The organism is Pseudoalteromonas sp. 4NS20-0020 (assembly GCF_057554385.1).
On the sequence record NZ_BAAJMI010000001.1, the window covers coordinates 159945 to 186872 of the forward strand.

Annotated in this window: 22 protein-coding genes; 16 read left to right on the forward strand and 6 right to left on the reverse strand. The window is 38.5% G+C overall.

The features are described 5' to 3' along the window. Positions 1-91 precede the first annotated feature (91 nt). Entirely contained in the window at positions 92-1477 is a 1386-nt protein-coding gene (locus tag AC27JL_RS00640) for an MBL fold metallo-hydrolase RNA specificity domain-containing protein (protein ID WP_487194557.1), read from the reverse strand. Between the two features lie 293 nt (positions 1478-1770). Between AC27JL_RS00640 and rfaH the strand changes: the two genes are divergently transcribed. From rfaH to galU, 14 genes are all read left to right on the forward strand, one after another. Continuing rightward, positions 1771-2256: a transcription/translation regulatory transformer protein RfaH gene (gene rfaH / locus AC27JL_RS00645; protein ID WP_487194558.1), complete on the forward strand. Its 486-nt coding sequence runs from the start codon at positions 1771-1773 to the stop codon at positions 2254-2256. 692 nt (positions 2257-2948) lie between these two features. Beyond that, a complete protein-coding gene (locus tag AC27JL_RS00650; RefSeq protein WP_487194559.1) occupies positions 2949-4061 on the forward strand; it encodes a polysaccharide export protein in 1113 nt (370 codons plus the stop codon). Between the two features lie 11 nt (positions 4062-4072). After that, a complete protein-coding gene (locus AC27JL_RS00655; protein WP_487194560.1) occupies positions 4073-4507 on the forward strand; it encodes a low molecular weight protein-tyrosine-phosphatase in 435 nt (144 codons plus the stop codon). A gap of 15 nt (positions 4508-4522) precedes the next feature. Beyond that, positions 4523-6745 carry a polysaccharide biosynthesis tyrosine autokinase gene (locus AC27JL_RS00660; RefSeq protein ID WP_487194561.1) on the forward strand — a complete coding sequence of 741 codons (2223 nt, stop codon included), beginning with the start codon at positions 4523-4525 and terminating at the stop codon, positions 6743-6745. 85 nt (positions 6746-6830) lie between these two features. After that, on the forward strand, positions 6831-8114 hold the full coding sequence (locus tag AC27JL_RS00665; RefSeq protein WP_487194562.1) for a UDP-N-acetylglucosamine 1-carboxyvinyltransferase: 1284 nt from the start codon (positions 6831-6833) through the stop codon (positions 8112-8114). A gap of 35 nt (positions 8115-8149) precedes the next feature. Further along, positions 8150-9046: a UDP-N-acetylmuramate dehydrogenase gene (gene murB / locus AC27JL_RS00670; RefSeq protein WP_487194563.1), complete on the forward strand. Its 897-nt coding sequence runs from the start codon at positions 8150-8152 to the stop codon at positions 9044-9046. A 344-nt stretch (positions 9047-9390) separates the two neighbouring features. Next, positions 9391-10215, forward strand: a complete 825-nt coding sequence (locus tag AC27JL_RS00675; RefSeq protein WP_487194564.1) for an O-antigen ligase family protein — start codon at positions 9391-9393, stop codon at positions 10213-10215. Next, positions 10202-11452 carry an oligosaccharide flippase family protein gene (locus AC27JL_RS00680; protein ID WP_487194565.1) on the forward strand — a complete coding sequence of 417 codons (1251 nt, stop codon included), beginning with the start codon at positions 10202-10204 and terminating at the stop codon, positions 11450-11452. The genes AC27JL_RS00675 and AC27JL_RS00680 overlap by 14 nt, the downstream gene beginning before the upstream one ends. Positions 11453-11454: 2 nt before the next feature. Continuing rightward, positions 11455-12429 (forward strand): glycosyltransferase, encoded by a 975-nt coding sequence (locus AC27JL_RS00685; RefSeq protein WP_487194566.1) that lies wholly within the window; start codon positions 11455-11457, stop codon positions 12427-12429. Between the two features lie 27 nt (positions 12430-12456). Then, positions 12457-13266: a glycosyltransferase gene (locus tag AC27JL_RS00690; RefSeq protein WP_487194567.1), complete on the forward strand. Its 810-nt coding sequence runs from the start codon at positions 12457-12459 to the stop codon at positions 13264-13266. Positions 13267-13329: 63 nt separating this feature from the next. Continuing rightward, positions 13330-14412: a UDP-N-acetylglucosamine--undecaprenyl-phosphate N-acetylglucosaminephosphotransferase gene (gene wecA / locus AC27JL_RS00695; protein ID WP_487194568.1), complete on the forward strand. Its 1083-nt coding sequence runs from the start codon at positions 13330-13332 to the stop codon at positions 14410-14412. A gap of 86 nt (positions 14413-14498) precedes the next feature. Continuing rightward, positions 14499-15665 (forward strand): nucleotide sugar dehydrogenase, encoded by a 1167-nt coding sequence (locus AC27JL_RS00700; RefSeq protein WP_487194569.1) that lies wholly within the window; start codon positions 14499-14501, stop codon positions 15663-15665. An 82-nt stretch (positions 15666-15747) separates the two neighbouring features. Then, positions 15748-16752, forward strand: a complete 1005-nt coding sequence (locus AC27JL_RS00705; protein WP_487194570.1) for an NAD-dependent epimerase — start codon at positions 15748-15750, stop codon at positions 16750-16752. Between the two features lie 137 nt (positions 16753-16889). After that, complete coding sequence (gene galU / locus AC27JL_RS00710; RefSeq protein WP_487194571.1) at positions 16890-17810, forward strand: UTP--glucose-1-phosphate uridylyltransferase GalU; 921 nt, start codon at positions 16890-16892, stop codon at positions 17808-17810. A 451-nt stretch (positions 17811-18261) separates the two neighbouring features. Here galU and AC27JL_RS00715 read toward each other — a convergent pair whose 3' ends face one another. Beyond that, positions 18262-19704: a capsule assembly Wzi family protein gene (locus AC27JL_RS00715; protein WP_487194572.1), complete on the reverse strand. Its 1443-nt coding sequence runs from the start codon at positions 19702-19704 to the stop codon at positions 18262-18264. A gap of 783 nt (positions 19705-20487) precedes the next feature. Here AC27JL_RS00715 and AC27JL_RS00720 point away from each other — a divergent pair. Continuing rightward, a complete protein-coding gene (locus AC27JL_RS00720; RefSeq protein WP_487194573.1) occupies positions 20488-20961 on the forward strand; it encodes a redoxin family protein in 474 nt (157 codons plus the stop codon). A gap of 1055 nt (positions 20962-22016) precedes the next feature. Here the strand turns inward: AC27JL_RS00720 and AC27JL_RS00725 are convergent. Genes AC27JL_RS00725 through AC27JL_RS00740 form a run of 4 tightly spaced genes read right to left on the reverse strand, consistent with a single transcriptional unit; the run spans position 22017 to position 25586 of the window. Then, positions 22017-22517, reverse strand: coding sequence for a DUF3299 domain-containing protein (locus AC27JL_RS00725; protein ID WP_487194574.1), 501 nt, complete (start codon positions 22515-22517; stop codon positions 22017-22019). 14 nt (positions 22518-22531) lie between these two features. Continuing rightward, a complete protein-coding gene (locus AC27JL_RS00730) occupies positions 22532-23821 on the reverse strand; it encodes an ABC transporter permease (RefSeq protein ID WP_487194575.1) in 1290 nt (429 codons plus the stop codon). Continuing rightward, positions 23818-24504, reverse strand: coding sequence for an ABC transporter ATP-binding protein (locus AC27JL_RS00735; protein ID WP_487194576.1), 687 nt, complete (start codon positions 24502-24504; stop codon positions 23818-23820). Before AC27JL_RS00735 ends, AC27JL_RS00730 begins: the two co-directional genes overlap by 4 nt. A gap of 8 nt (positions 24505-24512) precedes the next feature. Further along, the gene (locus AC27JL_RS00740; RefSeq protein WP_487194577.1) at positions 24513-25586 is read right to left on the reverse strand and encodes a CDP-glycerol glycerophosphotransferase family protein; all 1074 of its coding nucleotides are present in this window, start codon (positions 25584-25586) and stop codon (positions 24513-24515) included. 200 nt (positions 25587-25786) lie between these two features. Between AC27JL_RS00740 and AC27JL_RS00745 the strand changes: the two genes are divergently transcribed. Further along, positions 25787-26890, forward strand: coding sequence for a phosphoribosylaminoimidazolesuccinocarboxamide synthase (locus tag AC27JL_RS00745; RefSeq protein ID WP_487194578.1), 1104 nt, complete (start codon positions 25787-25789; stop codon positions 26888-26890). The last annotated feature ends 38 nt before the right edge of the window (positions 26891-26928 follow it).

Below are 26928 nucleotides of genomic sequence, written 5' to 3' on the forward strand. Positions count from 1 at the left end.
TGAGCAAGCTTCACGCCTACAAAGGTATGACAAACCATAAATATTAAGGTTTAACGCCATGTAGGCGCCTTGCTTGCTGGCGCGTTAAAAGCTAACTTCCTATCTCAACTTTAACGCTTTCCCCCAAAATCTCTTTATACTTATTTGCCAATGCAGCTTTTGCATCATCATCGCCATGCACAATTTTTATATGGCTTGGCTTTTTACGCATACCCGTTACAAACTTAATTAACCCGTTTTGATCGGCATGCGCACTGTAGCCGCTAATGGTGTGTACTTTGGCATTAATGGAAACGCGTGTATTGTTTATGAATACATAACCATTACGTGGGCCGTATTGTTGAATATCGCGGCCTAGCGTGCCTCTCCCTTGGTAGCCCACAAATAAAACATCGGCGGTTGCATCACCTAAAAATCGCTCTAGGTAATTAACTATTCGGCCTCCGGTACACATACCGCTGGCGGCTAAAATAATAGCAGGCGTTTGGCGCGTACTTAAGTAATTAATAATGGTCATATGCTCTTTGTGCGAATCAACAGTGGTTAGGTTTTTAAAATCAAGAGGGTGACGGCCTTTGGCTACTTTTTGTTTTGCTTCGCTATCCCATAAGTGTTTAAACTTTCTATATTGAGCAGTAAAGTTTGCCGCCATGGGGGAGTCGAGTATTACGTGAATATCTCGCCATTTAGAATGCTTACCAGAGCTATGTATAAGTTGTTCTAGTTCATAAAGAAGCTCTTGGGTTCGGCCAATACTAAATGCAGGTACTAGCACCACGCCATTATCGGCAACCGCGCGCTCTATTACTTTTTTAAGTGTTTGGGTACGCTGTTTACGCCCTTGATGGTTTTTATCACCATAGGTAGATTCAATCACTAAAGTGTCGGCTTTATAAGGCGCTATAGGCGAGGGGAGTAAGGGCGTATAGGGTGCGCCTAAGTCACCCGAAAATACAACGCGGTGAGTGCTATTTGGTTTAGTGCTTTGCTTATGAGTTTTAATGTCAATTTCAACATAGGCTGAACCTAAAATGTGCCCAGCTCGCTGAAATCGTGCTTTAGCCTTTTGCTGTCCATTGCATGGCAAATCAAACCACGTTTTAAAGTCTACAGGTACAGTGCGGCGCTTTAGTAGTTTTAGGCAGGCATTTATAATTTTAGGATCGCGTGTTACGCCCACTTTTAGCGCATCTTCTATTACTAGCGGCAACAAACTTGCTGAAGCTTGTGAGGTAAATATTGGCCCTTCAAACCCTGCGGCCAACAAATAAGGAATTCGGCCAACATGATCAATATGGCAATGCGTAACAATAAGCGCGGTAACGTGGCTAATATCAAATTCTATTGATAAGTCTTCTTTTGAGTCCTCTCCTTGAAATAACCCGCAATCAATAAGCACACTTGTTTGCTCATTAATTAAAAGCTCATGGCATGAGCCTGTAACACCGTTTACAGCCCCGTGGTGAAGTATATCCATATACATTTACTCGTAAAAACTTGTTAATTACCTAAGGTAGATAACATTTTTGTAATTTGCAAAATATAAAATCAATACATTGTTCGAATAAAAAGTGAGCGGTGACAATAAGGTAGTCATAAATTTCACTTTGGTTAAGTAATTGTTACGTAAACAATAACAATGAATATTGGTTATGTAAGTAACCAATAACTTATCAGGCTTATTTACATAGGCATTATGCGCTGGCTATAATGGCGCTCGATTTAGTTTAATCTTGTGTTTATTGCAATTTAGTAGGTAGTAAGGTTGCCATGGAAAGTTGGTATTTAGTAATGTGTAAGCCGCGCCAAGAAGAGCGGGCAAAAGCCAACTTGAATAATCAAGGAATTGAAGCTTTTTACCCCATATTAACCACTGAAAAGCTGGTTAAAGGTCGTCGTACCGTCAAACAAGTCGCCTTATTTCCAAATTACTTATTTGTTTGCCTAGACTCAAAAAATGGGCCTTTTGCTACTGTAAAAAATACTCGCGGTATTGGTGGCTTTGTAACGTATGGGGCTAATTACCAAGTTGTACCACTAGCAATAATTGAGCATTTAAATAATCACACATCGAATACTGTTGAATCGCAATTACCTAAACAAGGCGATGCAGTAAGTGTAAATAATAATTCGTTTAAAAATATAGACGCAATATACAAAGAGCCTGACGGCGATCTACGCAGTATTTTGTTAATTAACTTGCTTAATAAGCAGGTAGAAATGAGCGTGGATAATACAGATATTGAATTTAGGTAAAGGTTTTGTAGGCACCTAGCCCATTGGCTCGGTAATTATTAAAAATATATAAATCATCAGTAAGTAGGAACTGCAACCTAGGGGCGGAAGCGTGCCCGAAGGGCTAAACAGGAAAATCGTTTTGCTTTCAAACTGGAGCTAGAGGACGTAGCGTCTTAGAGTTCTCCAAAATAACGATTTAATTACTTGGCAGTTATTCATTTAGTTCTCATTCGCTCCTCTTTGTGCATTTATTGGTGAGTTATTCACAAAGAGGTTAAGAGAGCGCTGCGCTTTAGAGTCCTCCATAGTAACGATTTAATTTAATAAAAATTGTATTCACCTTATTTAATCGCTTTGCAGTTACTCATTTAGTTCTTATTTGCTCTTCTTTGTGCAATTTACAGGTAAGTTATTTTTTAAAATAACCATGCAGTTGCTAATCAGGTATTACTAAGCTTTTTGCTATTAAATTTTTGGTGTGATTGTTCATATTGGTTAATAAATCACAAAATAAACCAGCTCTGTTTGCTACCTTTATTTTATAAAACATTGAGTAAGCTTAAATACTTATTTAAAATAAAGCAGTAATTCAAAAGCGCGTTTCGGCTTGCGCGAAAAGCCCTCACATGCTTTAATTACCGCACAAAAATACAAGTACTCACCAAGGTCGGTGAGGAACAAAATATTTAAAATAATTTTGGGATTCTACAATGGCGTTAAGCTGTAAATCACTCTTCACCTCACTCGCATTACTATCAGTTACCGGTTGCACCATAGTGCCAGGCAGCCATTTTGAAGGCATAGAAACTGGCGAGCAAACACAAAACCTTGAGCAAGATCTCGAAAAAGTAAATATTCAAATTATCGACTCGTCGCTAATTAAACAACAAAAACAAGCACGTGCATCTGCAAAGCCAATATCGAATACCGCAGGTGTAAACGTAAGCAATTACGAATACAAGCTAGGTGTAGGCGATGTACTAACCATAGGCGTATGGGATCATCCCGAGCTAACAATACCGGCTGCAGTGCAACGTACCGCAGAGTTTGATGGCTTTCGCGTACAAAAAGACGGAACTATTACCTATGCATATGCACCAAATATTCCTGCCGCAGGGCGCACAATTGGTGAAGTACGCGAAGACCTAGTTAAACGCCTTAGCCGCGTAATAGAAGACCCACAAGTAGACATAAAAGTAGTGGGATTTAGAAGTCAAAAAGCCTACGTAACCGGTGAGGTAAACAAACCAGGCGTATACCCAGTTACAGAAATACCATTAACCCTAATTGACGCGTTAAATCAAGCGGGTGGATTAACAGAAGCAGCTGATTGGCGCACAGTAACGTTTACCCGTGGTAACAAAACAGAAACCATACAGCTGGACAGCTTTTATTCACATGGTGACATTTCGCAAAACCGTTTACTGCAACACGGCGACATAGTTCATGTAACGCGTAATGATGCACAAAAAGTATTTGTACTGGGCGACGTAAAACGTGCAGGGTCTATTGTATTAAACCGATATGGCTTAAACCTTGCCGAAGCACTTAGCGACACCGGCGGCCTAAACGAAACCACAGCCGACGCAAACGGCGTGTTTGTACTGCGTAAAAGCAATGTAGAACAAACAGGTGTTATTGCAAATGTATACCAGCTGCACGCTAAAAATATTACAGCAATGGTATTAGCCGAGCAGTTTGAACTGCAACCGCACGACATTGTATACGTAACATCGGCACCATTGGCCCGTTGGAACCGCGTAATAAGCTTATTGTTACCGTCGGTAGCGACTGTTGATAACCTAAACGACATAAATAACTAAGGCGCATAACAATGTTCGATTCTGTATTAGTTGTATGTGCCGGTAATATTTGCCGCAGCCCTACTGGTGAGTATGTATTAAAACAAAAGCTTGAAGGTAAAAATATTAAAGTGTCGTCGGCTGGGCTAACAGCGCTTGAAGGTAAACCGGCCGATGCAAAAGCAAAACAAATTGCCCAAGCACATGGTGTAAATATGGACGAACACCAAGGTAGGCAATTGTCGTCTGCTTTAGTTGCGCAAAATAGCGTAATACTGGTTATGGAAGAGCGCCATTTAAACGATGTACACGCCCGTTACCCAGAAGCACGTGGTAAAACATTTTTATTAGGTAAGTGGATCAAGAATGCTGAAATACCTGATCCATACCGCCAAAGCACCGAGGCATTTGAGCACGTTTACACATTAATCGATAGCGCATGCAGCGCTTGGCAAAAGTATTTATAAGGAATGGCTAATTTAATGAATACCCAGCCTGAAAGTAAAAACAAAAACACCGCACAACCCACGCAAGAAATCGATTTAATGGCACTACTAGGTGCATTACTCGACCGCAAATACTTTATAGCAAGCATAACAGCAATATTTATGTTTATAGGTGTGGTTTATGCGGTATTAAGCACGCCGGTTTACCAAGCCACGGCCATGATTCAAGTGGAAGACGGCAGTGCATCCGTCCCCGGGTTTGACGACATGGCAGGCATGTTTGAAAGTACATCGGCAGCGGTAACCGAAATAGAATTACTAAAATCGCGCAGTGTTATTGGAGAAGCGGTAGATTCACTTAAGCTTGATATAATAGCTGAGCCTAAGCTCTTCCCATTTATTGGTAATCGTGCGTACCGTAAATTTACCCCAATAAGCGATGGCGATTTAGCTGAGCCAAGCTTTGGTGCAAGCAGCTATGCATGGGGCGGCGAAAGCATAAATATATTTAGGTTTGACGTACCACGTAATGCGATAAACGAAGAGTTTGTACTTGTAGCACAAGACGGTAACCGTGTTGCGCTTTTAAATGATGATGGCGACCAAATACTGGCGGGTAAAGTAGGTGAAGAGCTTACTAATGGTAAATTCAATCTAACAGTGCGCAAGCTTAATGCGCGCTCAGGTACTGAGTTTTTAATTATCCGACAAGATCGCCTAAATACAATACTCGACTTACAAAAAGAAATTGGCGCAAGCGAAAAAGGTAAAGACTCAGGCATAATTAATTTAAGCCTACAAAACACTAAACCAAGCTACGCCGAGAAAGTACTTGATAAAGTGGCCGCTATTTATGTACGCCGTAATGTAGAGCGCAATAGCGCAGAGGCACAAAAATCGCTTGAGTTTTTAGAAGTGCAATTACCTGAAATTAAAAAACAACTTGAATACGCCGAGCAACGTTTTAACGACTACCAAATAAAACGCCAGTCTATAAACATAACGCTTGAGACCCAAGGTGTACTCGAACAAGTTGTAAAACTTGAAACTAAGCTACAAGAGCTAAACCTAAAACGCTTAGATCTTGGCCGTAAATTTAAAAAAGACCACCCAGCATACCAAGGTATTATTGAGCAAATACAAGCAGTAGAAAGTCAAAAAAATGAGCTAATTGGCGAGGTAGGTAACCTACCCGAAACCCAACAAGAGCTACTACGTTTAAAGCGCGATGTTGAAGTAAGCAACCAAATTTATACGTTGCTACTGAGCAAAACCCAAGAGCTAGACATAGTGCGCGCCGGTACAGTAGGTAATGTACGCGTAATAGACTACGCCGAGGTAAACACAAGTAAGCCGGTAAAACCTAAAAAGGCGTTAATAGTGGTTTTTGTGACTATGCTAGGTGGCATGCTTGCAGTGGCTATTGTACTTATACAAAAAACGATGCACAAAGGGGTAGAAGACCCAGCCGAAATTGAAGGCCTAGGCATACCTGTATATGCAAGCGTACCCCATTCAGACTATCAAGATAAACTAACCGGCTTTACAGGGCGTAAAAATAAAACAGGTAAAGCAAAAAGCTTACTGGCGCTCGATAACCCAGCTGACCTTTCAATAGAGGCCCTGCGTAGCTTACGTACCAGCTTACACTTTGCGATGATGGAAGCTAAAAACAACATTATTGCTATATCGGGCCCAAGCCCGGGCGTGGGTAAATCGTTTATATCGGTTAACTTGGCGGCAGTACTTGCACAAAGCGGTAAAAAAGTGCTTATTATTGATGCCGATATGCGCAAAGGCTACTTGCAAACGCAATTTGGCTTAAAGTGGGATGATGGCTTAAGTGATTATCTGTCGGGCCGTTTAAACTTATCACAAATAACCAAAGCAACTAAAGTTGAAGGCTTAAATGTAATTACCCGCGGGCAAATACCACCAAACCCTTCTGAGCTATTAATGCACAGCAACTTTAGCAAGTTGGTTGCAGAAGTAAGCAACGCTTACGACATAGTAATTATAGATACCCCACCAATATTGGCAGTAACCGACCCAGCTATAGTGAGCGCGCATACCGGCACCACATTACTAGTGGCTCGTTTTGGCCAAAACCACTTGCGTGAAATAGACCTAACCCGCAACCGTTTTGAGCAAAATGGGATAGATGTTAAAGGTCTAGTATTTAACGGTGTAGTTAAAAAAGCCAGTAATGCTTATGGTTATTATGGTTATTACAATTATGAGTACAAGCCTGGCAAATAGTTTTTCTTGAACTTTCATATAATTTTTATTGCGTAAATAGGTGTAAATGTGCACCTTATTAATTTAATACTTTGGGAAATATACAATGGCGATTTATAACGACATCATTGAGATTGAAGGGGGGCAAGTTCCAAATGGCACTGTTACTGTTTCAGGGGCAAAAAACTCTGCGACCAGACTTTTAGCAGCAGCTTCCATATGTGACGAGGTTGTTACGCTAACAGGTTACCCAACTAATTTAGTAGACTCAAAGCATAAGGAAAGATTTTTAAACAAGAACGGCGTCAAAACTTATTCAGAAAATGATACCTTAACGATAGACCCTACAAAACATACGCCTATTGAACTAGATGATTACTTCTATCCTATAAGAACAACTTACTTGCTGGTAGCTGGGCAGCTTAAAAAGGGTCTAAAAGCTAATATCCCCTACCCTGGAGGGTGTAATATAGGGGCTAGAAAGTACGATGTACATATTGCTATCTGGGAAGCTTTTGGCTGTGATGTTGAAGAAACAGACGAATGTTTAGTAATTACAGCGCCTAACTCAATTGAAGCAAGTGATTATGAATTTCCTATTTCCACTGTAGGTGGAACTGAAAATGCGCTGTTAGTCGCTGCAATAGCTAAAGGTACATCTACATTTACTAATGCTTATATAACGCCTGAGATCGAAGATCTAATCAGCTTCTTAAGGGCTAGTGGTGTTTCTATTGAGGTTACGGGACAAAGCTCAATAAAAGTAACAGGAAGTGACTACTTAAAAGGACATACTTTTCATGTTCTACCAGATAGAATTGAAGCATTAACATGGTTAATCTACGGGGCTATCTCTGGCGGTGAGATATTAATTAAGAATATTCCTTTTGAATCAATGCAAATACCTTTAATGTATTTAAAAAATGCTGGTGTGGATTTCTTTCAAAACAGTGATAGCATATTTATCAATAAAGCATGTATGGTCGATGGAAATGCGCACTCATTCGAGGTTGCTTGTGGTACTCACCCAGGTATTATTTCTGATATGCAGCCATTTTATGTAATGCTTGGTTTAAAATCTGTAGGTAAATCACGAATTCACGATTATAGATACCCTGAACGCATAACTTACATTGAGGAGTTACAAAAGTTTGTAGACTTAGAACTTGAAGCAATACAAGGGAAGATTACTACAAACGGCCCTGTTAAATTTAGTGCAGCTAATGCTTCAGCTACTGATTTACGTGGAACGATGGCTGCTGTCCTCGCTGCATTATGCGCTCCATCTGGGCTTTCAGTAATAAAAGGTGTTTCAATGGCATTACGAGGTTATAACGACCTAGAATACAAGCTATCTTTACTTGGTGTAAAAGTTAAATATCAAAAATAAATCAGGAATGGCACCGTGAAGGTGCCAAAATAAAAATGACATATCTTGCGGATAAAACATATTGGAAAATTGGCGGTAACTGCGACTTCTATTACGAAGTAGAAAGTATCGATGAACTAATTGCAACATTAGAGTTAATTAAAAAATTAGGCAAGAGCTATGTTGTAATAGGTAACGGGACTAATATTTTATTTGACACTTCTGGTTTTGAAAATGCGGTAATTAAACTCGGCAGATCGTTCGATTATTTAAATATTAGCGGTAGAGAAGTAGAGGTAGGTGCTAGTGTATGGGTGCCTGGTTTAGTGAGAAAACTCTCAAAAGTTGGTATGGGAGGTTTGGAGCATTGTATCGGTATACCTGCTACCTTAGGTGGCTTAGTATCGATGAATGGCGGGAGTCAAAGACAGTCGATTTCCGAAAGGCTTGTTAGCGTAAGGTATATTAATGGCGATGGTAAAATAATTAATTGGGAGGCTGATCCTACAGAATTTTCTTATAGAGCTTCTCCATTTAAAAACAATAGTAGAGTCATTATATCCTGTACCATTCGTGTAGATGAAATAAGCCCTAACCAAAATAGGATAAAGCTTCTTGAAATATTGAGAGAGAGAAGGCTTAAGTTTCCGAGGAAACTTCCAAACTGTGGTTCTGTTTTTATGAGTTCTCCAGAAATTTATAAAAAAAAGGGTCCCCCAGGATACATAATTGAATCTCTTGGTTTAAAAGGAACAAAAATTGGAAACGCACAGATTTCTGAATTGCATGCTAATTTTATAGTAAATTTGGGTGGTGCTACTTCTGAGGATGTAATTCAGCTAGTAAAATTAATTAACTATAGGTGTTACAAAGAATATGGTTTTATTATGCATGCTGAAGCTATTTTCTATTCTAAAACTGGTGAATCATTCAGCCTGAGTGATATTAAGTGAACCTCTATTCTGAGCATAAAGGGTTTTTATTAGGTGTCCTTTTAGCTAGTTTTTTCTGTGCTTTTTCTCTAAGTTCGATATTAGGTAGTGTGTATATTAAACACATAATATATTTGTTTGTATTTACATGGTTGGGTTTTAGCTTATGTTTAACTACTCCAAGAAATAAATATAGCATAGAAAAGGCTCTTAAACTTTATATTCATACATTCATAGTTTTGATGTCTTTCTATGCATTATTTTCGTTTTATTTTGAGAAGGTCTCTACTGAAATATTTATAGTAAATATTGTCAGTTTAGTTTTAACAAATTTAGTATTGCTTTATAGCTCCAAGTTGAAAAAAATGTCACTTGTGGCTTTCGAAATGTTTGCTTACTTATTTACTATTATTTACTGTTTTTTTATTATCAAAGATTTTTCAATTGCGTATACAGAGTTAGGGAACTATCTAACAGCCACGCTTCCAATTGGCGCTTGTTTAGTAATGTCTTTTATTCGAAGCTTTGATGATGAATTACCTTTGTACTTAAAGGCAGCTGCTTTTATATCGTCTTTATTTTTTCTCTTTTCTTTGACGCAGTTTATGGGCAGAGGTTCATTTGTATTAAGCTTGTTTGTAACTCTGATATTTTTGATGTCTAACTTTAATAGTATTAAAAGATTTGTATATGGTGTGTTTATAATTTTATTGGTAGTTATTTTTTATAATGTGTTTGCAAGTCAATTTACCGATAGCACTTTATATAAGAGGTTAGAAACTCTTGCAAATGGGGATGTAGGGGAAAGAGCTTACACATACGGTCAGTTGCTATACTCGCTCGATTTCACAACAGTTTTAACAGGTTTTGGCTTTGGTAGAACAGGATTTGAAGTATATGGCGAAAAGAATTATTACCCGCACAATATCCACTTTCATTATTTAACAGAGTTAGGGTTGATAGGTTTTTGTTTTAGCCTATTTTTTATATGGTTATGTTTTTTCGGTTTTATTAAGATATTTAAGAGAAAACTCAATATAAGTAGTAAATTATTCTTCTTCATGTTTTTGTACGTTTACTTTAACTTTTTAAAATCATTTAGTATGTACGATTCATGGTGGCTCTCGTTGTCAGCAGGTTTGTTTCTATCAAGCTACTTCTCTTCTCGGGGTTCAGATGAACTTGTTTAAAAAGTTTACAGCGGTTTTTTTTTCAAACCAATTATCTACTCTGTTTTTATTTCTAGCTTCAATACTTATTGCTAGGATATACGGTCCAGAAGGGAGGGGTTACATTTATTCAATTTTAGTAATTCCAAATCTAGTATCAAGCCTTACGGAGTTTGGTATGAGGCAAACAGCAGTATATTTTATTGGTATAAAAAAACCTATCTCATTAGTGATTTCGAATTTGTTTACTTATCTTCTGTTGGCAGGCTTAGTTGGAATAATTATATCTTTCGCTTATTTTTATATGATGAATAAAGAGCTTAAGTTCGAATATATCCTTGCCTCATTATTAGTCTTAAATATATTGCTTGTAAATGGCTTTAGGGCTGTATTTTTAGGTTATAACAACTTTTCAGAATATAATAAATTTGTTGTATTACAAAGTTTTATTACTTTCATTTTGCTCGTAATTTTATACTTTACCTCTTTCAATAATGTTGAACTTGTTTTCTGTATTTATTACATATCGAGCTTTTTAGTTTTTACATTAATATCTTTGAAGGTTTTTAAGAGTTACCTCACTAAGTTTAAGTATACACCTTCGTTATTATTTGTGAAAAAAATGCTCCATAAAAGCTTTTCTTATGGCATTGTTTTTGCTTTGGTAGTTATGAACTATAAGTTCGACATTATTATGCTATCAATAATGTCCAATGATTATAATTTGGGCTTATATACAGTTTCTACTCAATTGATAGAAATTATATGGTTGGTACCAGCGGCATTAATCGTAGTGCTCTTTTCCATTTCAGCTAATAATTTAGCTACTATAGAGCAGCTATGCGCTGCAATTAGAGCTACTTTACTGGGTATTATAATAATATGTGCCCTCATAATACTTTTGGGCCGGTTAATTATAACTTTTCTATTTGGTGAAAGTTTCTTAGGGGCTTATGAATCTCTCATTTTTCTACTACCCGGTGCTGTGTTGATGATTTTCTTCAAGCTTATATATGCTTACTATGCAGGCAAAGGAAAGCCCCATAAAGGTTTAAAGCCTATTTTATTAGCTGTATTTATTAATATTGTCTTAAATTATTTATTGATACCAATATACCACGAGTTAGGGGCTGCATTAGCATCTAGTGTGTCTTATTCCATAGCCGGTTTGGCTATGTTATTAGTTTTTAAATTTGAATTCAAAGTGAATTTTAAAGATTTGTTATTAATTAAAATTAGCGATTTAAGGTCTTTTTAAATATGAGTGACTCTATGCAAGTGAAGGTCTCAATACTTACAGTGTTTTACAACCGATATGAGTTAGTAAAAGAGAGTATGGAAAGTCTATTAAATCAATCTGCAAACCACTTTGAAATTATTGCGATAGATGATGGATCGACAGACAATACATATAAAGAGTTAAGTAAATTTGATACCTACGATAATGTAAGGATAGTTAGGTTGGAAAATGGTGGGTTCGTCAATGCGATAAGGCATGCAGTAGACATCGCCAAAGGCGAGTATATAGCTATCCATGGCAGTGGTGATATTTCTCATGTAGAAAGAATTAAGGTGCAAGCTAAGTATTTAGATGAGAAACGAAATATAGGTTTAGTAGCTTGCAAATCCAGATTCGAAGTTGTAGGTACAGATACGAGTTACATTCAAGGCGAGGTATTTGAGGGGGATTACTCATTAAAATTTTTAAATAAAAATTATTTTCATCATGGTGAGGTGATGTTCAGGAAGTCTCTATATAATAAAGTTGGTGGCTATCGTATTTTATTTAAGTTTGCCCAGGATATTGACCTTTGGTGTAGGATGAGCTCACATGCTGATTTTTCACTACTGGATAAAGTGCTATACACGCGGTACGTGAACCAACCGAACTCTGTTAGTGAAGATCCTGCAAAAACTCAACTTCAGAGGAAATTAGCTCAATTCGCAGTTCATTGCCATGAAATGAGGTTAAACAATAAAGGTGATCCGCTTGATAAAGATGGAATCTATGCATTGATAGACTTTAAACCAAAGGGCTTAGGGTATGTGTATTTTAAACAGGCTATTAGACAAACGATATCTGAAAATTTAGTAAGTGCTCAGCTTTTCCTTGATTGGTCGATCAAAGAGAGGTATTTCCCAAGCTATTTCTTATGCTTATTACTTAAGTATTTACCGGGATTCACGGTTAAGTTATTAAAATTTCTTCTATCACTCATCACTAAAAATAAATAATTTAATTCCAATAGTAGGTTTTAATACATGGCTAAAGTTGTAGTTATAATGTCAGTCTATCACTCAGATAATAGTGAGTATTTACTTGAAGCAATTAATAGTATTCTAAGTCAAACTTATTCCTGTGATTTATATATATACAAAGATGGTGAGCTGTCGGATGAGTTGAATGCTACGCTTCAAGCTTTTTATTCAAATGAACGCATTACTTTTTTTGGCTGTTCTAAAAATAATGGTTTAGCTCATGCCCTCAACCACCTAATAAAACAAGCTTTAAAAAGTAATTACGATTATATAGCCAGAATGGATAGTGATGATATATCTTTTTCTAAGAGAGTTGAAAAGCAGGTAGCATTTTTAGATGCACACTCAGAGGTAGATGTTTTAGGCACTGCGTGCAGTGAATTTGGGGCATCTTTTGCTTTAAAGTATAAAAAATTACCTCATGAACATGAAAATTTAAAAACATTCAGTATCACAAGATGCCCTTTTATTCACCCTACTGTTGTCTTCAGAGCGAATGTATTTGAAGGTGATAATCTTTACCCTACGGATACAAACCTTACTGAGGATATGGCACTATGGTTTATACTATTAAGTAAAAATTACCGTTTTGCTAATTTGGATGAAGTCTTGCTAAAGTATAGACTAAATGAGGCTACTGTTGAGCGAAGAAAGGGCCTTTTAAAAGCCTTCCATGAGGTCTCACTTCGATTAAAATATATGTATATTTTAAAGCAAGTTACATTAAAAAACTTTGTATTGATTATAAGTAGACTTTTCTTCCATTGCGCTCCTAATAAGCTATTAAAGTTTGCTTATAAAAAGTTACGCTAGCAGTTAAAACGGATAGATTTAAAATACTATGATAATAATTAACAACAATATATTAGGCTCATTATGCTCCTAGACCTCCTTTTTACTTTTTTTATAGCGTTTGCAGTTCTTTTTCTAATGCGAAAAGTTGCTAGGCAAGTAGGTTTAGTTGATAAACCCTCTGGTCGCAAACTTCATACGGGTAATATACCCTTAGTGGGCGGCGTGGCTATTTGTATTACTATTGTGCAGTACATATATTCTCACCCAGGTATGATTAACCACGCCAATTTATATATGTGTAGCATTGTTGGTTTAACTTCTGTGGGGGCTTTAGATGACCGCTTTGATTTAAGCGTAAAAATACGCATGTTAGTGCAGGCTGTTATATCGGTTGCGATGATTTATTTTGCAAAAGCTGAATTGGTTACACTTGGTAATATTTTAGGCTTTGGTGAAATAGCGTTGGGTTATGGATATATAGGTGGAATAATAACCGTATTTGCCGTTATTGGCTGTATAAACGCATTTAACATGGTTGATGGTATTGACGGCTTACTGGGTGGTTTGTCGATAGTCACCTTTGGTGCTATTGGTATTTTACTAAGTATGGGTAACGAAAAAAGCTTAAGTTACCTATGCTTGCTATTAGTGGTTTGTATGGTCCCATATATTGTTATGAACTTGGGGCTAATAGGGCGTGAGCGCAAGGTATTTATGGGTGATGCGGGCAGCATGATGATTGGTTTTACTGTTATTTGGCTGCTTATAGGTGCAAGCCAAACCCCAGGTAACCCGATGATACGCCCGGTTACTGCCCTGTGGCTAATTGCATTGCCTCTTATGGATATGGTTGCCATTATGATACGCAGAGTAAAACAAGGTAAATCGCCTTTTAAACCTGACCGTGAGCACTTGCACCATATTTGCCAGCGTTTAGGTTGCTCGCCAACACAAACCCTTATTTTAATATGTAGTGTTGCATCAGTATTTGCAGGGGTGGGGATAATAGGTGAAGTTTTTGTTATTCCAGAATTTTTAATGTTTTACAGCTTTATAGTTATGTTCGCTGTCTACCTAGTGATTTTAATTAATTACTGCAAAATTATTAACTTTTTTAGACGCAAATTAGACCTGCCAGAAAAACAATACTCGGACGGTAAATAACAGTAAGCTTAAATCTAATACCTAATGCTATACAAGTCTGATAAAATCACATGTATTAATTAATAACTAAACCTTAAAGGATTAACATGAAAATTGCCGTAGTAGGTACGGGCTATGTAGGCCTTTCGAACGCTATGCTTTTATCGCAACACAATGAAGTGGTCGCACTTGATATTGATGAGCATAAAATAGCATTGCTCAATAACAAACAGTCGCCAATTGTTGATACTGAAATTAGTGAATTTTTAACACGTAATGACTTAAGTTTTACAGCCACTACCGACAAAGTAGCTGCGTATAAAAATGCTGATTACGTAATTATTGCTACCCCTACTGATTACGATGTTGAAAATAACTACTTTAATACCAGCTCGGTTGAAGCCGTAATTAAAGATGCTATGGCGCATAACCCAAATGCGGTAATGGTAATTAAATCGACCATTCCGGTTGGGTTTACTGCGGATATTAAAAAGCAGTTAAATGCAGGTAATTTAATATTCTCTCCTGAGTTTTTACGTGAAGGCAAAGCCCTTTACGATAACTTACACCCGTCACGTATTGTTGTAGGAGAGCAAAGCGAGCGCGCCACTATTTTTGCTAACTTACTTAAGCAAGGCGCCATTAAGCAAGATGTTGAAGTGCTATTTACTGACTCAACTGAAGCTGAGGCAATTAAGCTGTTTTCTAACACTTACCTTGCTATGCGCGTAGCGTACTTTAATGAGCTTGATAGCTACGCAGAAGCACACGGTTTAAACAGCAAGCAAATTATACAAGGTGTAGGGTTAGATCCAAGAATTGGTAGCCATTATAACAACCCATCGTTTGGATATGGTGGTTACTGCTTACCAAAAGATACCAAGCAACTGCGTGCTAATTACCAAAATGTTCCAAATAATATTATTGGTGCAATTGTAGATGCAAACACGACACGTAAAGACTTTATTGCTGATTCAATCATAAAACGCAGCCCTAATATTGTGGGTGTGTATCGTTTAGTAATGAAAACAGGGTCTGATAATTTTAGAGCCTCTGCTATTCAAGGTATTATGAAGCGCATTAAAGCCAAAGGTATTGAGGTGGTTGTTTATGAGCCAGTGCTTGAAGAGAGTGAATTTTACCACTCACGCGTAATAAAAGACTTAAATGAGTTTAAGCAGATATCTGACGTTGTGGTTTCTAACCGTATGGTTGAAGAGCTAAGCGACATTGCAGATAAAGTGTACACGCGTGATTTATTTGGTAGTGATTGATTAGAATATCAGTTATTAGATACTGTTTTAAAAGCCGCTGAAGTTTAGGTTGATGTGGCTTTTAACTTTAAATTAGGAAGTTATGAAATACTTAGTTACAGGTGCTGCAGGCTTTATAGGTGCTGCAACCTGTCAAAAGTTATTGGCTGCTGGCCATGTTGTTATAGGTATCGACAACCTAAACGATTATTACGATGTAAGTTTAAAGCTTGCACGCTTAGCGCAGTTTGAAAACCACGAAAACTTTACGTTTATTAAGCTTGATATAAGCGAACGTGCAGCGATGAGCGAGTTATTTGTAGCGCAGCAGTTTGATAAAGTAATACATTTAGCTGCGCAAGCGGGTGTACGTTATTCAATAGAAAACCCAGACGCCTACGCCGACTCAAATTTAGTGGGGCATTTAAACGTACTTGAAGGCTGTAGACATAATAATGTTAAGCACCTTGTTTATGCCTCGTCTAGCTCTGTTTATGGCCTAAACGAAAAAACGCCATTTGAAACTACCCACAGTGTTGATCACCCAGTATCGTTTTATGCGGCGACTAAAAAAGCAAATGAGCTAATGGCTCATAGCTATTCTCATTTATATAGTTTACCTACCACAGGCTTACGCTTTTTTACGGTTTATGGACCATGGGGTCGCCCAGATATGGCACCGTATATTTTTACTAAAAAAATATTAGCAGGCGATACGATAGATATAAATAATAATGGCGATATGTGGCGCGACTTTACATATATTGATGACATTGTAGAAGGTGTTTTACGCGCTGCCGATGTTATACCTAAAGCAAACCCAAGCTGGCGTGTAGAAAGTGGCTCGCCAGCTACTAGCTCTGCCCCTTATGCTGTTTATAATATTGGCCACGGTAGCCCAATAAACTTAATGAAATTTATTGAAGCAATCGAGGCTGAGCTTGGTACTGAGGCAAATAAAAACTTCCGCGAAATGCAAGCGGGTGATGTGTATAAAACCTACGCTGATACGCAAGACCTGTTTAATGCGACGGGCTATACAGCTCAAGTTGGTGTTGAGCAAGGCGTTAGCGAGTTAATTAAATGGTACAAAAACTTTTATAAATAAGCTTAATTAAAAGCACAGCTTAATTAAAGCTGTGCTTTTAAATAACTGACAGCTTACAATGTATTTTTTATTCATCCCCCATCTATATTTAATCTGTTAGTTTAAAAATAATTAATTTAAAAAATAAAGGACTACTTATGAAAGCAGTTATTCCTGTTGCCGGCTTAGGCACACGTATGCTACCAATGACGAAAGCTATTCCGAAGGAAATGCTCCCTATAGTTGATAAGCCACTTATTCAGTACATTGTTAACGAGTGTGTAGCTGCAGGCATTAAAGAGATTGTGTTAGTAACACATAGCTCTAAAAATGCGATAGAAAACCACTTTGATACTAGCTATGAGTTAGAAGCAACGCTTGAAAAACGCGTTAAGCGCACATTGCTTGAAGAAGTGCGCTCTATTTGCCCTAGCGATGTGACTATTATGCACGTTCGCCAAGGCGAAGCTAAAGGCTTAGGCCACGCTATATTGTGTGCAAAACCCATTGTAGGTAATGATGACTTTGTAGTTGTACTACCCGATGTAATACTTGATGCATACACAGCAAACCAAAAAACAGAAAACCTAGCTGCTATGATCGCTCGTTTTAACGAAACCGCAGCTAGCCAAATAATGCTTGAACCTGTTGCTATGGATGACGTAAGTAAATACGGTATTGCCGACATTAATGGTGTGCAATTAGTTGCTGGTGAAAGCGCCCAAATTAAAACTATGGTTGAAAAGCCAGAGGTTGATGCTGCGCCGTCAAATCTAGCTGTTGTTGGCCGTTATGTATTAAGTAAAAATATTTGGCCGTTACTTGCTAAAACACCTGTGGGTGCTGGTGGTGAAATACAGTTAACTGACTCTATTGATGCGTTAATGGCACAAGAAACTGTAGAGGCATTTCACATGAGTGGCCGCGCACACGACTGTGGCGATAAGCTTGGTTATTTAAAGGCGATTGTTGAATACGGTATGCGCGATGAAAAGCTGGGTAAAGAGTTTGCACAGCATTTAAATACATTGGTTAATGGTGAAAATGCACCAACATTAAACAATGTGGTTAATTTGTAATAAACAATTTGGCTTATTTTAAAATTATGAAACCGTGTTTAGTTTAAACACGGTTTTTTTGTTTTTAGGCAAGCTTTGTATTTGGCTGATAAAGTGAATAAGACATTGTTTTCACTACAGAGAAGACAGAGAGCAGTGCATGAAAAGTGATTTTAAGACCAATTTATTGTAATAAGCTCTTCTCTATTTAGCGCCTAGCACCTCTGTGTTCTCAGCAGTCAAAATTGTCTTGCGGTTAAATTTTTTGCCTAAATGATAAAGTGAATAAAACACTATTATCACCACAGAGAGGACAAGGCGCAGTGCAGGAGAAGTGATTTTAAAACATATATATTGTATTACGGTCTTCTCAGTGAAGCGCCTCGGTGTTATCGGTGGTAATTAAATCCTTAAATCATCTCAACGTAGGCGTGAAGCTTGCTCAAGCGAAATAAATTTCGCACCTTCGAATTTAAAAATTAGCTGAGAGGGCGATTCTCGAAAATGCTTCGCCATACACATCTTTACCTACATAAAGCTCAGCGCCTAGGCTTTTAGCACCCCAAACAGGTTTGTTTAGTTTACGCGTATAGGCTGTTTGTAGTTCATAACTGGTTTTGTAACCATCACGTTTGTTTGTAAGGCCACGAAATGTTGTATTTAAGCTTTCTTTAGCGCTAAGCTGCCAATGCCAATTAACACTCATCGATTTAGCTGGGGTATAGTCGGTATAGTCGTGTTCATCGCCCCCCCAGTGGCCAATTACGTTGCCTGAGTTACGATTACCGTCTAGGTATAAACCGTTAGCATACCAAAGCTTTTGCCAATTACTGTGTTCAAAACGTAAGCTGTGGTTATTTGCAACAAAAGGTAAATAAAGCCCAAAACTATAAGCATTATTACGAGAGCCACCTAGTGTGTCTTCAAGGGCTATTTCACTATAAATCTCATACGGTAAATCAAATAGGCTATTATTGTATTCAAACGTGATTGATCCTAATTGATCACCCAGCTCAAAGTTTTCACCAAATGCATTAGCATCATCGCTGCCTACGTTATCTTTAGCGCCGGGTGTAAAAAAGCCTTCTGCAAAGTCTTTTATTGTGACGCTACGCGGGCCCCCACCAAATTGCATTAAACGGCTTAGGCCAATGGTTAAGTTATCTGTTGCTGCAAAACTAATATGTAAGCCGTATAAATAAGGTTTACCTGGTTCAAATACTCTTTCTACCCCACTTTGTTTACCTTCTTTTAAAATTCCACGCTGCTCAGTCATTTTACTAATAAACATATCGTATCGAATATTAAAGCTGGTTATTGGTTCAACATTACTTATGGTAATTGATGGCGTTGTTTTAGCGTGTGTGCTTAATAGCATGGCGCTGTCGTTAAAAGGTGAATACCAATGTTCACGGTAGCCTATATCGAGCTGTGCGTATTTATAACCTAGGTAAATAAAGCTTTGGGTTGGGAGTATTTCGTCTTCGTTTGCAATGCCTGCCACACTCACACCAAAGTAACGGCCAAAGTTAGCGTAAGCGCCACCTTCAACAATTAAGTTGGTTTTAGTGGTTTGCCCTCGTTGGTTTGGCAGTGTTTTGTTTTTTGTACCAGCAGCAAAGGTTGCTTTAGCAAATGCGCCTGCATCGCTTTGAATATACGGGCTTATTTGGTACGACAGAGTTTGATAAAGCTCTGGGTAACTATGTCTAATGGTTTGCAGCACATTGTATATATCGTGCGCTTTATAAGGCCTGCTCATAATGTGGGTATTTTTACTTACTGCTAAAAGGCGCTCTACATTATGCTCTAACTCTGGTGCTTGGTTTAAAGGTAAGTATGGTGATACGCCTCCCTTTGCTAAAGCGTTTGCACTTAATGCTAATGCGATAAGTAACGATATTTTTTTGAGCATAATTATTCCGTTAGCCAATTTTTATAGTAAGTAAATACGTTAATGCGAGGTTAGCAATAAATACGTTAGTAAGAAAGAAAAAAGCGTTTTTACATAGTGGTTTTGAGTTGCTAGTTATAAGGTTGAAGTTTCTAGGTATTAGATGGCAGTTACAGATGTTAGTTTTCCGTTTGAGTTGGCGGCAGTTATCATAATAGCCATTAAGGTTTGTAATGATGAGCGTTATTTAAAAAAGTGACTTATTCACCACAGAGAAGACAAGGAGCAGTGCAGGAGAAGATACTAGAAGATAGTATGTTTCCTCAGTGTAGCGCGCAGCGCCTCGGTGCTCTCGGTGGTCAAACTTGTTATGTAACTTGGGCGCCGTACCTAGTTGATAAAGTAAATAAAACATTATTATCACCACAGAGAAGATAAGGAGCAGTGCAGGAGAAGCCATTTAAAAACCAATGCATTGTATTACGGACTTCTCAGTGTAGCGCGCAGCGCCTCGGTGCGCTCGGTGGTAATTATTTTTAGAGTTATTTCCACGTAGGCGTGAAGCTTGCTCACGCAAAAGGTTATTTAACTATCTATAAACAAAGTACGTTAGCAAGCAAAGCGCCTACATTAAATTCGCTGTGCGACTGTAAGTTCGCATTAGTAGATGAGCACTCCAACTTTTACCTTAACGTATATTGTGTGAAAAATTTGTATTTATGCTTATTGATAATAAAGCTGCGTCTATTAGCAAAGTCCACTATGCTATGGGCTATTCGTTATTTATATTTTTAAGGGTTTATCATGATTGAACAAGGCCAAAACGTACCAGAGGTTACACTTACGCAGTTAACAAGCGAAGGCATGCAAACACTGACTAACAAAGAATTATTTGATGGTAAAAAAGTGGTGTTATTTGCTGTGCCGGGGGCGTTTACGACAACGTGTTCAAATGCGCATTTACCTGAATTTATTACGCTTGCTGATAAAATTAAAGCAAAAGGAGTTGATGCTATTTATTGTGTTTCGGTAAACGATGCCTTTGTAATGAAAGCATGGGGTGACTCGCAAAACGCTGAAGAAATTTTAATGTTAGCCGATGGTGATGCAAGCTTTACCAAAGCACTCGGGCTTGAAAAAGACACCGCTGGCTTTGGTGGTATTCGTTCATCTCGCTACGCGATGATTGTGAATAACGCGGTTGTTACTGAGTTATTTGTAGAAGAGGGCAAAGAGTTCACAGTAAGCCGCGCAGAGCATGTTTTAGAAAAGCTTTAAGGCCCCATTTAGTTGTCAAATATGAATTAGTAGAAAGCAGTTGTCAGTTATCAGATCATAGGTACCTGGCAGTCATCAGAATAGTCACTAAGGTTTGTATTGGTGAGCGTTATTTACAAAAACGATTTTTTCACCACAGAGAGGGCAAGAAGCAGTACAGGAGAAGTTACTAGCAAATAGTATATTTGATCTTTATAGCACGTAGCGCTTCGGTGTGTTAGATGATGGAAAATAAACTCAAACTAATTGGCTCTGGTCTTCTCATTTACTGCTCATTTGCTTCTCTTAGTGCATTAAGGTTTTATTTAAATGTCAATTATTCACAAAGAGGCTTAGAGACGCTGCGCTTTAGAAGGTTTCGTTGTAGCAGAGGCTTTACCCGCGCTTTTTTTGTGGGAGCTTATATATTTGGGTTGGTGCTGGGTTTTATGTTTTGCGTGGGCAAGCTTCGCGGTCACGATTAAAATTACCCAGATGTTTTGCTTTATTTTTAGGCGCGCGTTGTTTTGATATAAAAGTGATGATGTCACCACACAGAGCACCGAGCAGTACAGGAGAAGTAATATTACGCTCTTCTCGGTGCAACGCGCAGCGCTTCGGTGTTCTCGGTGGTAGAAATTGTTTTGTAGCTTAGGCTTTGCACCTAATTGATAAAGTGAATAAAACATTATTATCACCACAGAGAAGACAAGGAGTAGTACAGGAGAAGTAATTTTAAAACAAATATATTGTATTACGCATTTCTCAGTGTAGCGCGAAGCGCCTCGTTGTTCTCGGTGGTAGAAATTGTTTTGTAGCTTAGGCTTTGCACCTAGTTGATAAAGTGAATAAAACATTATTATCACCACAGAGAAGACAAGGAGCAGTGCAGGAGAAGTAATTCTAAAACATATATATTGTATTACGCTCTTCTATGTGAAGCGCGCAGCGCCTCAGTGTTCTAGTGGTAGAAATTGTTTTGTAGCTTAGGCTTTGCACCTAGTTAACAAAGTGAATAAGACATTATTATCACCACAGAGAAGACTAAGAGCGTTGCAAGAAAAACTGAAAGATTTTTAGAGCTCAAACGGCGCTACGCCTACGGCTTGCATTTTGTAACCTACCTGCGCTAATTCACCTGACCAGGTTTCTGTTGTAATAATACCTGTGACTACAATTGCATCGTAAAGGCTTTCGATTGGTACGCCGCCTTTTATAGTAACGTGTACAAGCTGGTTAGGTGGCGGTGGTGGTACGTGTATGCAGGCGCCAAAATACGGTACTAATAAAAATTCGGTGATTACTTCGCTATCGCCCTCTAGCGGTACAACAAAGCCGGGTAAGCTGACAGATTGCCCGTCTAGTTCTTTTACTACAGGGGCGTCTAGGTCGGGCTGTACCCAGTTTTGATCGCTGCCTTCGTGGTTTGCTTGTGCTTGGGTATCTATTTGCACATGGCCTTTTGGAATTAAGTCTTCCCAAAAAATTTCTTTAGGTGGGTTAGCGTTACTTGAAAAGCTAATAATAGCTAAGCTTAATATGCAAAAAGCATTTAAAGCTGTTTTAAAAAGTGTCATAAAATTCCTAAACATTATGTTTTTATACTCATGCCGTCGCTGAGTGAGTAAAAATAAGCACGAGTTGCTGGTATTAAACCAATAATAAAACCCGCCGCCATAATAACGCCTATGAGGGTGAGTTCATAGCGTGAAAGCATAGCTATATTTACACTAATACCCGCATGGCTTTGTAGGTAGTCGGCTCCTAAAAATAAGGTGGCGTAAAATAATGCACACCCAAGCACACAGCCTAAAAATGTTGTAAGCAAGGATTCCATACTTATAAGTGTAAATAGCTGCCATGGCCTTGCACCAACTGAGCGTAATATAGCAAGCTCACGGCGACGTTGATTAAGGTTTGCAAGCAACGTGGTTAACATACCGAGCAGGCTTATTAGCACGACAACAAATGAAAAAAGTAGTAGTATTTTTTCAACAATGGCGAGCATTTCCCATAAGTCTTTTAGCGTGACGGTAGGCATAATAGCTAATAGAGCCTCGGGCTTGTACTGATTTATATTACGCCTAATTTGTAGTGTATATAAAGGCGAATCAAACCCCATTAAAAATGCAGTGATTTGTTTAGGGTGACCAGTTAGGTTGTTATGCTCATCGTGCTCATCGTGCTCATCGTGCTCATCGTGCTCATCGTGCTCATCGTGCTCATCGTGCTTATGACTTGCGTTACCGCCGTGAATTAAATCAATAGCGGCAAGCGGTATATGCAGTGTTTTGTCGACCGGGGTACCCGTTGGGTTTAAAATACCGACTACTTCAAACGGGTTGTCGTTGTGATGATGAAAACTGGTATTACCCATACCATGAGATATTACAATGCTATCGCCCAGCTTGTAGCCTAGTTTTGTTGCCACCTCACTGCCCAATACCACGCCGTGAATAGTGCTAAAAGGATTACCTGCACTAAAACTCAAATGTTGTTTTTTAGCAAAGCGGTAATGGGTAAAGTAATCGGGTGTTGTGCCTAACACAGCTTGGCCTTTGTGGCTGTCGCCAAGGCTAATAGGAATACTCCACTTTACGCCGCGTTGGCTTGTTATGTAATTGTAGCTTTGCCAGCTCACGCCATTATTGGTGTGGCCAATTCTAAATACTGATGAAAGCAGTAATTGAATATCGCCGGTGCGGGCTCCTATAATTAAATCGGTACCCGAAATGGTATTGCTAAAGCTGCTTTTAGCATCAACCCTAACACGTTCAATACTTAGCAATAACATCACGCTAACGGCAATGGTAAACAGTGTTAAAACAACACTTGCCCGTCTATTTATTAGGCTTTTTAAAGCAAGCTTTGTAAGGATCATAATGTCTCCTGCAAACTTACTAAGTCGATTGAGCGATTAAACAGCGGCTTTAAGCTTTCGTCGTGGCTTACAAATATCAGTGTGCTGTTTGTATTACTCGCTTGTTCAAACAATAAGTTAATAAAGCTTTCGCGGTTTTGTGTATCAAGGGCTGAAGTTGGCTCGTCGGCAATTATAATTTCTGGGTTACCAATAAATGCGCGTGCGGCGGCCACGCGTTGTTGTTGGCCAATGCTTAATTCGGCCACATTTTTATTATGATATTGCTCGGTTAACCCCAGCGCGTTTAATAACCGTGTTGCCTCATTATTTAATGTGGCAGAGTGGCTTAATGCTTTTTGTTGGCGCTTTTTTGAAAATTGGCAGCCCAGTATTACGTTTTCAATAGGCGATAGGTAAGGAAGTAAGTTGAAGTTTTGAAAAATAATACCAATGTGGTCAGCTCTAAATACATCTCGCTGGGTGTTACTTAGGGTATTTAAGGTGTGGTTTAGTAACGTGACATTGCCGCTGGTGGCTTTATTTATACCGGCAAGTAAGGCAAGTAACGTTGATTTGCCCGAACCACTTGGGCCATGTAAAAAAACATGTTGGCCTTTTTCAATGTTAAGTTTGCTAACAGTTAGCGTGGGCGTTTTATCGTTTTTATGCCATTTAAAAGTAACGTTATTAAGGCTTATCATTGTTTTGTTTACCACTTCCAATAATTAAGGTTTTTACGCGTTTTAAACTGCCTAATAATATTAAACGGTTTAGGTTTTAGCTTTTCGTCACTATGTAAAAACTCATTCGTTGCAGCCACTACTCGCTCACTTGATTTACCGTCTGTGTATGGGTGTAGCTGTTGGCAATAGCTTTCTATATTTTGCATCAATGTTTTAGGGTAGGTAAATGCAAGGTCTATCGCGTCTTCTAGCTTATTTGGAACTGTTACGTTTAGTAAGTGCTTGTCTGGGGCATTATTACAAAAGGTCACAACAGGCTTGCGTTGCACTATAAACATTAAAAGCACCGACGAGGTATCACACAGCATTACATCGGCCGACTTTAATAAGGGGACTACGTCGTCGGTTTCGATAAACGTTAAGTTTTGATTACTTAACGCTTTGTATTTATTAATAAGCTCAATAGGCATTTTAGGATGAAACTGCATTAATATGCGCCACTTTCCTGTTTCGCTAAAGTGCTTTATTTGCTCGTAAAGTTTAGGTGCAAGTGATAAACGTTTTGAAAAAGTAGAACAAATTAAAAGTGTAGGGCGAGTGTCGGCTTTGCTGGTATATGGGTTTTGTAATTCGCCAGTAAACAAGCGGTCGAGCGTTGGCCAGCCAGTTTCAGTTACTTTAAAATAACCAAGCTTTTTTTGTAAGGCTTTAAATGGCACTGTGGTATTGGGGCCTTGAGTACAGTAAAGATCAAAGCAGCCCCTTGCTTTTAGGTGGTCGTTGTTACCTTTTTTATCAAGTTTTCCGGCATCAAAACCATGAAATACACCCACTTTAATACCCGGAAAAAACGTAGGAATTAAATTAGCCGGTGCAAACGTAGCATCGGGTTTCCAGTTGTGAATGTCGTCTATTGAATTCAGACGTATTTCATCGGGTGTTAAAAAGTCAGGGTTTACAGAGCTACCTTGTAAAAACCAGCGTACCTGACCACCATTCGCTAATATGGCCGCTTGAATAGGCCTCAAAATTGCGTATGAATAATTTTGAGATATATACATTAAGTATTTTTTATTTTTGGTGGTGGTTAAGTAGTTCAAGCTAGCTCCTCGACTCTATAGCACAGCTAGTTTACCCGATTGTGACAACCATATAAATATTCTTGCTAAATCTCTTAACCAAAGTTCAAGTTATTTAGTTTCAAGCCCAAGATTGAGCTTTGAAGTTGGCTGGATTATCATACCGCACATAACCCCATACCATACTTTGCTCATAGAGCATCCCTAACCCCGGAGATAGCATGACTAGCTATAAAGTTTTAGACATAAACGATGATTTACCCATCCGCACCAAAGGTGAAGTACACAGTGGTAAAGTGCGTTCAGTTTATTGGCTAACAGACGAAGACAGTGCACGATTAATTAAAGATAAAGGCTACAAAGTACCTGCAGGTACTGAGCTGGCTATTATGGTGATTTCGGACCGTATTTCAGCGTTTGATTGTATTTGGCAAGGTGAAAATGGCTTAAGTGGTGTGCCGGGTAAGGGGATAGCACTTAACACCGTTGCATCATATTGGTTTAAATTATTTGACGAAGCAGGCTTAGCTGGCAATCATATTGTGGATATTCCGCACCCATATGTATGGATTGTTCGTAAAGCAAGCACCGTTAAGGTAGAGGCGATAGCGCGCCAATATATTACGGGTAGCATGTGGCGTGATTACGCTAAAGGGACACGTAACTTTTGCGGTATAGATTTACCTGAAGGGTTAAACGCGAATCAAAAACTCGATAATGTACTTATTACGCCATCAACCAAGGGGATTATTGAAGGCGTTGCCGACATACCGCCAGTAGACGATGTAAATATTACCCGCGAGAACATAACAAATAACTTAGACGTATTTAATTTTAAGTCGGAAGACGACGTTGCAAAATACGAAAAGCTGTTAGTAGAAGGCTTTGGCTTAATTAGTAAAGAGCTTGCCAAGCTTGACCAAATTTTTGTAGATACCAAGTTTGAATTTGGTTATGTAGAAGACCTAAATGGTGCACAACAGCTTATTTATATCGACGAAGTGGGTACACCAGATTCATCGCGTATATGGGATGGCGCTGCGTATCGAGATGGTAAAATTGTTGAAAACTCTAAAGAAGGCTTTCGCCAATTGTTAATTAATAACGTGCCAGAAAGCGACGTATTACTAAACAAAGATCGCATGGCTGAGCGTGAAAAATTAGCAAAAGAGTATATTTTACCCGAATCAGTCATGCTTGAAGTGTCTAATACTTATGTGGGTATTGCCAGCAAAATAGTTGGTGAAGCAATTACTATTCCTGAAGATCCGCGCCAAGAGGTCATTTCTATTTTAGACGCTGATTATGGCTTAATTGTAAAATAGCCATACTAAAGAACTAAAAAACCCAGTGGCTAACTTTT

Coding starts and splice junctions, on each gene's coding strand:
- AC27JL_RS00700 (WP_487194569.1), top strand. CDS start 14,499: ATGAAAATTGCCGTAGTAGGTACGGGCTATGTAGGCCTTTCGAACGCT.
- rfaH (WP_487194558.1), top strand. CDS start 1,771: ATGGAAAGTTGGTATTTAGTAATGTGTAAGCCGCGCCAAGAAGAGCGG.
- AC27JL_RS00745 (WP_487194578.1), top strand. CDS start 25,787: ATGACTAGCTATAAAGTTTTAGACATAAACGATGATTTACCCATCCGC.
- AC27JL_RS00735 (WP_487194576.1), bottom strand. CDS start 24,504: ATGATAAGCCTTAATAACGTTACTTTTAAATGGCATAAAAACGATAAA.
- AC27JL_RS00640 (WP_487194557.1), bottom strand. CDS start 1,477: ATGGATATACTTCACCACGGGGCTGTAAACGGTGTTACAGGCTCATGC.
- AC27JL_RS00655 (WP_487194560.1), top strand. CDS start 4,073: ATGTTCGATTCTGTATTAGTTGTATGTGCCGGTAATATTTGCCGCAGC.
- AC27JL_RS00650 (WP_487194559.1), top strand. CDS start 2,949: ATGGCGTTAAGCTGTAAATCACTCTTCACCTCACTCGCATTACTATCA.
- AC27JL_RS00725 (WP_487194574.1), bottom strand. CDS start 22,517: ATGACACTTTTTAAAACAGCTTTAAATGCTTTTTGCATATTAAGCTTA.
- AC27JL_RS00705 (WP_487194570.1), top strand. CDS start 15,748: ATGAAATACTTAGTTACAGGTGCTGCAGGCTTTATAGGTGCTGCAACC.
- AC27JL_RS00680 (WP_487194565.1), top strand. CDS start 10,202: ATGAACTTGTTTAAAAAGTTTACAGCGGTTTTTTTTTCAAACCAATTA.
- AC27JL_RS00730 (WP_487194575.1), bottom strand. CDS start 23,821: ATGATCCTTACAAAGCTTGCTTTAAAAAGCCTAATAAATAGACGGGCA.
- galU (WP_487194571.1), top strand. CDS start 16,890: ATGAAAGCAGTTATTCCTGTTGCCGGCTTAGGCACACGTATGCTACCA.
- wecA (WP_487194568.1), top strand. CDS start 13,330: ATGCTCCTAGACCTCCTTTTTACTTTTTTTATAGCGTTTGCAGTTCTT.
- AC27JL_RS00660 (WP_487194561.1), top strand. CDS start 4,523: ATGAATACCCAGCCTGAAAGTAAAAACAAAAACACCGCACAACCCACG.
- AC27JL_RS00685 (WP_487194566.1), top strand. CDS start 11,455: ATGAGTGACTCTATGCAAGTGAAGGTCTCAATACTTACAGTGTTTTAC.
- AC27JL_RS00690 (WP_487194567.1), top strand. CDS start 12,457: ATGGCTAAAGTTGTAGTTATAATGTCAGTCTATCACTCAGATAATAGT.
- AC27JL_RS00720 (WP_487194573.1), top strand. CDS start 20,488: ATGATTGAACAAGGCCAAAACGTACCAGAGGTTACACTTACGCAGTTA.
- AC27JL_RS00675 (WP_487194564.1), top strand. CDS start 9,391: ATGTCACTTGTGGCTTTCGAAATGTTTGCTTACTTATTTACTATTATT.
- AC27JL_RS00715 (WP_487194572.1), bottom strand. CDS start 19,704: ATGCTCAAAAAAATATCGTTACTTATCGCATTAGCATTAAGTGCAAAC.
- murB (WP_487194563.1), top strand. CDS start 8,150: ATGACATATCTTGCGGATAAAACATATTGGAAAATTGGCGGTAACTGC.
- AC27JL_RS00665 (WP_487194562.1), top strand. CDS start 6,831: ATGGCGATTTATAACGACATCATTGAGATTGAAGGGGGGCAAGTTCCA.